Genomic DNA, 6,071 nt, shown 5'->3' on the forward strand with positions numbered 1-6,071 from the left:
GAGTGTTCAACGGCATCGCTCCCACCGGCACGACGATCCACCACAAACAGGTGCACATCTTCAAAGTCGCCGACGGCCAGATCACCCAGCATCGGGCCGTCCGAGACGACCTGGGCTTGTTGCTTCAGCTCGGCTGGCGGCCCGGCGGTCCATAGCCGCCCAGCAGCGCACGCGCCGCGGCTGCGACATCGGCTTCCAGCCAGGACGGCATCTCGTCGTCGTAGGCATGTCGGCGCACGGCCGCGTACGGCAGGTCCGCGACGGCCCGGGCGACGGCGTGCGTCGACCTCGGGTCATCGCTGCCGTAGAGCTCCCGGGCCAGCTCGTCGACCCGTTGCAGCAGCGGTGCGTTCATCGCCGACAGCGTCTGCTGAAACGTCGCATCCGGTGCCCCGTCAAGCAGGTCGCCGGGCCGGACCGTCAACAGCAGCCGGGCATCGTCGGGCAATTCGCGGGCAAAGCGGACCGCGGCCACCGCCATCGCCACGGCGGTGTCCGTGGGCGTGCTGCCCGCGGCGTCCAACGCCCGCGATTGAAAACGTTCCAGGGCACGCAGCCAGGTCGCGGCCAGGATCCCGTCGCGGTTGCCGAACCGGTGATACAGCGTGCCCGCCGGCGCGCCGCTGGCCTTGGCGATTGCGGCGACGCTGGCCGCACGCGGGCCTTCGGTCAGCACCAGGGCGCGCGTCGCGTCGAGGATCGCATCGGTTTCATGCTTTCGCGGAGGTGCCACAATCTAGTACAGTCCTTCTATATGGAACGATTACCCTATATCGATGAGCATGCCATAACGATCGACGCAACAGCGGCAGAGACATGGTCGGCGCTGCTGGCGGTGATGTGCCGCGACCCCGCCGATCCGACGACGGTGCCGTTCGGGTTCGCCCTCGACGAGGCGAGCCAACCGCGGCGGTTCGTCTTGAAGGGCCGGCATCCGTTCGCGGTGTATCGCTGGGTGTTCGAGTTGGACGATCTGGGCCCCCGGCGCACCCGGGTGCGTTCGCAGACCTGGGCGGCATTTCCGGGGCTCCACGGCAAGGTCTACCGCGCCCTGGTGATCGGCAGCGGCGGCCATCGCGTGGTGGTGCGGCTGATGCTTCGGCGTATCGCCGCCGCGGTGCGGCCGTCCGCTGCGGCCCGGTAGCGGCCGACGAATCCCGCTACAGCACTGGGCTTCCGATCGCCGTCGATAGCCCTGTGTCACGGCGCATCGCCGACGCGGATCCGCTGTTCACCGACCACTGTGCGCAACTGTTCCTTGATGCCGGCGCCGAACGTGGCTGGCGGCCGCTAGCAGCCAAAGAAATCGGGTGCATCGGCCGCGGTCCGCGCGGTACCTTCGGCTGTCCGAAAGACGAAAGAGAACATGCGCACCGACACGATGCCTGAACGGCTGCTGGGCGCCCGCCGGTCGTTCATTCTCGCGACCACCGTCGCGATGGCCAGCGCCGGACTGTGGGTGCCGCTCATCTTCTTGTTCTTCACCCTCGGGCGCGGGCTGCCACTGACCGGGACCGGCGTCGCCGCCACCCTCGGCAATACCGGCGCACTGGTCCTGGGGGTGCTGGTGTCGGGGCGCACGGTTGACCGGTTGGGTCCGTTTCGGACCATGGCGCTGGCCGGCGTCGGGGCCTCCGGCGCCTTCCTGGGCTTCCTGTGCACCCACACCCTGGCCCAGGTCGCGGTGTTCTCGTTCGCCGCAGCTCTGAGCGCGAACCTGTTCTTCACCGCCGATCCCGAAGCCGTCCGGCGGCTGACCCGCGACCACGACGACCGCACCCAGATGTTCGCGCTGCTCACCTCGGTTCGGGTACTCGGGTTCGGTCTCGGCGCACTGGCCGCGACCGCGGGCCTGGCCATCGACCGGAACGGCGAATGGTTCTGGACCACATTGGTGGCGACCATCGCGGCAGGTGAACTCATCACCGGCCTGCTGTTCTGGCGGCTGCGCTGGATCGACCAGACCGTCACCGGCGACCAGTCGCCGGAAGGCGAGCCGCCGCGCTACCGCGATGTGTTGCGCCAGGGCGCCTTCATGGCCTTCGTCGCCGGCGTGTTCGTCATCGCGCTGACCACCATCGGGATGGATACGGCACTGCCGCTGTTCATGCTGTCGGTGGGACTGCCCGCCTGGTCTACGACGGTGGCTTATCTCTTCATCTGTGTCATGGTCGCGGTGGCGGCGCGCTGGGTTGCCCGGATCGGTACCCGGGTGCCGCACCTTCGGATCCTGACCTGGTCGACGGCGCTGTGCGCGGTCAGTTTCCTGGTGATCGACCTGCTAGCCGGTATCCAAAATGCCGGACCGGCAATCCTTTTCACTGTTCTTGCTGCGGGGCTGACGTTGTTCAGTGTGTCCGACGCGGCGGGCAACGCGCTGAGCGCAAACATCATGCTGACGTTCGCACCCGAGGAGTCGTCCGGACGACACGCCTCGCTGCTGCAGACGGCATGGGCCGCCGCGACCGCCGTTGCGCCCGGCTTGTACGCCGCCCTGTTCTCCGCGGGGCGCATCCTGCCCTGGCTGGCCAGTTCGGCGCTGCTGGCCGCAGCGGCGGCGGTATTCGGCGCGGTGCACGTCAGAACCCGTTGACTCTGCGCTGAGGGCGGGCCTCACTCGCACTTTGCCGCCCTGGACGCAGAGTCAACGAGGGATGTCGAATTCGACTCGCGCGGAAACAGTCTCGATCGCCTCGTACAGCGCCGCCATCCGATCCGGCAGCGACGGCGCTGCCAGCACCGCGTAGCGGTCGGCCTCCCCCATCGGGACCCGGCAGGCCAGCGAGTACAGCCGCTGCCCCGGGTCCAGTGACCGCAACCGTCGACCACCCAGCAGACTGTTGCGCCCCGGCATCATCCACCGTCGCTGAGCTTGGGCCATCCGCTTGTGCAGCGCGACAATACGATCCTCGAGCGCCGCGAACTGCTTGTCCGTCACCGGTTCTGACGGCTCGTCGGGCCATACCTCGGTGATCGCCCGCGGGTAGGGATCGTCGGCGAGCCATTCACGCACCCGGATCCGCTCCCCGGTCAGGCAACGCAACGCGTACCGGCCTCCCCCGAGCTCCGTGCACTGGGTGATGCTGGCCATCGCGCCGACGTCGTTGCGCTGCTCACCGCCGCCCACCTCCCGACCGCGAGCGATCAGCACCACCCCGAAGCGCGGATCGCCGCTGCGCATCAGGTCACCGACCAACACGGTGTAGCGCAACTCGAAGATCCGCAGGGACAGCTCCTCGCCGGGCAGCAATACCCACTCCAGCGGGAACATCGGCAGTTCCATCACGAGATATCGAGCTCGCCCACCAGTGCATCGACCACGGCACGCAGATCGCCGTCATGTTCCTCGGCGACCCGGCGCTGACGCTGGTACGACGCGCCCGTTCGGTAAATGTCGGCGACGGCCGCCAGCTCGTCGGCACAGTGCAGTCGCGCGGCAACCGGTTCGAGCCGGTTGAGCAGCTCGTCGAGGTCCTCGGTGACCAGGCGCTCATTGCTGTCGGCATCAAGGATGATCTCGGCGTCCAGCCCGTAGCGGGCGGCGCGCCACTTGTTCTCCTGCACGTGCCAGGGCGGCATGGTGGGCAGGGATTCATCGTTCTCCAGCCGCCGGTCCAGGTCGACGATCAGGCAGTGCGTCAACGCCACCAGCGCACCCAGCTCACGCAGATTGGACACCCCGTCGCAGACCCGCACCTCGATGGTGCCCAGATGCGGTGATGGCCGGATATCCCAACGAATCTCGTTGGTGTGGTCGATGATCCCGGTCTTCTTCTGGTCGTAGACGAAGCCCTCGAACTCTTCCCAGGTCTGGAACTGAAACGGCAGGCCCGCAGTGGGCAACTGCTGGAACATCATCGCGCGGTTACTGGCGTAACCCGTGTCGTGACCGTCCCACCAGGGCGAGGACCCCGACAACGCCAGCAGGTGCGGATAGTGCTGCAGCAGTGAGGAGATGATCGGCATCACCTTGTAGGACGAGGAGATACCGACATGGACGTGCACTCCCCAGATCAGCATCTGCCGGCCCCACCACTGGGTGCGTTTGATCAGCTCGGCGTAGCGCGGCGCGTCGGTCAGCTTCTGTGCCGACCACTGCGCGAACGGGTGGGTGCCGGCGCCGAACAGCTCCATGCCCCGGCTTTGCACGATCGGCCGAGTGGTGCCCAGCGTCTGGCGCAGGTCCTCGATGGCCTCGCCGGTGTTGTCGCAGATGCCCGTGACGAGCTCGACGGTGTTGCGCAGCAATTCCTTGTGCACACGCGGGTTCTCGCCGAGCTCGGACAGGACCGCGCTGGCTTCGTTGCTCAGATCACGCGTCTGGGCGTCGACGAGAGCCAGCTCCCATTCCACCCCGATAGTGGGACGGGCGCTGCGGGCGAACTCGATTCGGGCTTCGGACCTCGAGGAAGCCCAGTTGTTGGTCGGGCTATCCGGCGCCGATAACACCACACGCAATCCGCTTTCCGGCGTCTCCGGTGGTCAGCGTGGTCTGGTCCGGGCCGGGCGTGCCGTTGACCTGGGTGTAGCGGTCCGCCGGGATGTTGGCGAAGTTGTCGTCGTCGGCGTGGATGATGATCGAGGTCCCGTCCCCGGCCAGCAGCTCAGCCTTGCTGAACGAGTCGGTGGTGGTGACCAACAGCCCATTGCCGTCGGAGCGCACCTGCAGCGACGTCAGGTCGCCACTCTGCGGATGCTCGCTGTGGCCGGGAGCCTGGAAATGTCCGCCGGCCGACAGGAAAGCGCCGGGCGCGCCGCCGGTGGGGGCCACCGACTCTGCTTCGCACTTACCAATGGAGTGGATGTGCAGGCCGTGGAAACCGGGCGAGAGCACCCCGCTGCTGGTGGTCCGCAGGGTCACGGTGGCGAATTCCTTGCCGCCGGCCTTGCTGAACTCGAATGTCGCGGTGGCCACCTGGCCGCCGTCGGGGGTCGTCAGGTGCGCAACGAGATTGTCCGAGCCGCCCGAGCCACCCGATTCGGACTCGGTGGCCGACGGCGCCGCCGACCCCGTCCAGATGGCCGGCGTGGTGCCGGGCGCGTCGGAAGGCAGCTGGTTGGGACTGCACGCCGCCAACAGCATGGCCGGGGTGGCGAAGAAGACGGCGGTGAAAGCTCTGCGGTGACCTGTGACCATGCGAGGAGCTTAACCCGCGACCACCACGATGACGCCCGGTGGTTGCTCGGCCACGTCTGGGATGCGCGGCTCGACAGCGGCTCCCAGCACCTGGGCCACCGAATGAGCCGCGTCCTGCTCGCCCTCGGCGTCGCTGAAGTAGACGGTGGTCTGGGTGACCTCGGGCAGTTCGAGGTTCCCGATCTCGGTCACGTTCCAGCCCGCTTCGCGCAGTCGGTCGGCGGTGTGCCCGGCCAGCCCCGCCTGTTCAGAGATGTTGAAGACCCGCACGTCGGACTTGTGTGCCGGACGTTCGGGTTTGGCCGGCGCCGAGGTCGTGGTGACGGGCTGCGCGGTCGTCGAGTGGTCGGCGTCGTCGTCGGTGCTCGACGATCCGAGGGCTTGAAACCCGACCAGCAGGAAGACGGTGCCCAAGAACAGCAGCACCATCACCATCGCTCGCAGCGGGAGTCGAGAGGAGTCAGGAACGTGGTCGTTCATTGCGCCCACTGTATCGAGGAGCGGGCCATGACCTATAAACGCCCAGGAATCAAGGTGTCAGACGATCAGGTGATGTCGAAACCGAGCCGGCGCGCGGCACGCGCCTTCTGGCGACTGGACCGCAGCCTGCGCAACCGTTTGACCAGCATCGGATCGGCGGCCAGGGCCTCTGGCCGGTCAACAAGGGCGTTGAGGACCTGGTAGTACCGGGTCGCCGACAGCGCAAAGCGCTCCTTGATGGCCTCTTCCTTGGCGCCGGCGTACTTCCACCAGTCCCGTTCGAAGGACAGGATGTCGTGTTCGCGACGGCTCAGACCGTCGGTGGGTTCCGAATCGTCCCCTGAGCGATTCGCCTGCGCCATGGCGCCGTCCATATCGTTTCCTGGACCCTTCCGGAAAGTTCTCTCGCTGCAAACGTTCGGTTGTTTTCGGCGGAGTGTTCTGAGCGAATATT

General features: G+C 67.2%; 9 protein-coding genes. 3 read left to right on the forward strand and 6 right to left on the reverse strand.

What is annotated here, in order from left to right:
* Positions 1-50: 50 nt before the first annotated feature.
* A complete protein-coding gene (locus AC2VOG_RS21035) occupies positions 51-155 on the forward strand; it encodes a hypothetical protein (protein ID WP_486941753.1) in 105 nt (34 codons plus the stop codon).
* Here AC2VOG_RS21035 and AC2VOG_RS21040 read toward each other — a convergent pair.
* Positions 125-733 carry a TetR/AcrR family transcriptional regulator gene (locus AC2VOG_RS21040; protein WP_486941748.1) on the reverse strand — a complete coding sequence of 203 codons (609 nt, stop codon included), beginning with the start codon at positions 731-733 and terminating at the stop codon, positions 125-127. The genes AC2VOG_RS21035 and AC2VOG_RS21040 overlap by 31 nt on opposite strands.
* Positions 734-754: 21 nt before the next feature.
* On the opposite strand from AC2VOG_RS21040, the gene AC2VOG_RS21045 reads away from it, so the two are divergent.
* Both AC2VOG_RS21045 and AC2VOG_RS21050 read left to right on the forward strand, forming a co-directional pair.
* On the forward strand, positions 755-1,144 hold the full coding sequence (locus AC2VOG_RS21045; RefSeq protein ID WP_486941749.1) for a hypothetical protein: 390 nt from the start codon (positions 755-757) through the stop codon (positions 1,142-1,144).
* Positions 1,145-1,366: 222 nt separating this feature from the next.
* Positions 1,367-2,593: an MFS transporter gene (locus tag AC2VOG_RS21050; protein WP_486941750.1), complete on the forward strand. Its 1,227-nt coding sequence runs from the start codon at positions 1,367-1,369 to the stop codon at positions 2,591-2,593.
* Between the two features lie 51 nt (positions 2,594-2,644).
* On the opposite strand, the gene AC2VOG_RS21055 is transcribed toward AC2VOG_RS21050, so the two are convergent.
* The 5 genes from AC2VOG_RS21055 to napA form a co-directional block, all read right to left on the reverse strand.
* Positions 2,645-3,283, reverse strand: coding sequence for an LON peptidase substrate-binding domain-containing protein (locus tag AC2VOG_RS21055; RefSeq protein ID WP_486941754.1), 639 nt, complete (start codon positions 3,281-3,283; stop codon positions 2,645-2,647).
* The gene (locus tag AC2VOG_RS21060; protein ID WP_486941755.1) at positions 3,283-4,449 is read right to left on the reverse strand and encodes a glutamate--cysteine ligase; all 1,167 of its coding nucleotides are present in this window, start codon (positions 4,447-4,449) and stop codon (positions 3,283-3,285) included. Before AC2VOG_RS21060 ends, AC2VOG_RS21055 begins: the two co-directional genes overlap by 1 nt.
* On the reverse strand, positions 4,430-5,137 hold the full coding sequence (sodC, locus tag AC2VOG_RS21065) for a superoxide dismutase[Cu-Zn] (protein ID WP_486941751.1): 708 nt from the start codon (positions 5,135-5,137) through the stop codon (positions 4,430-4,432). Before sodC ends, AC2VOG_RS21060 begins: the two co-directional genes overlap by 20 nt.
* Before the next feature lie 9 nt (positions 5,138-5,146).
* Positions 5,147-5,617 carry a LytR C-terminal domain-containing protein gene (locus AC2VOG_RS21070; RefSeq protein WP_486941752.1) on the reverse strand — a complete coding sequence of 157 codons (471 nt, stop codon included), beginning with the start codon at positions 5,615-5,617 and terminating at the stop codon, positions 5,147-5,149.
* A 65-nt stretch (positions 5,618-5,682) separates the two neighbouring features.
* Positions 5,683-5,991 carry a nucleoid-associated protein NapA gene (gene napA, locus AC2VOG_RS21075; RefSeq protein ID WP_024440118.1) on the reverse strand — a complete coding sequence of 103 codons (309 nt, stop codon included), beginning with the start codon at positions 5,989-5,991 and terminating at the stop codon, positions 5,683-5,685.
* Positions 5,992-6,071: the final 80 nt, after the last annotated feature.

Source organism: Mycobacterium sp. TH-M11 (assembly GCF_057473725.1).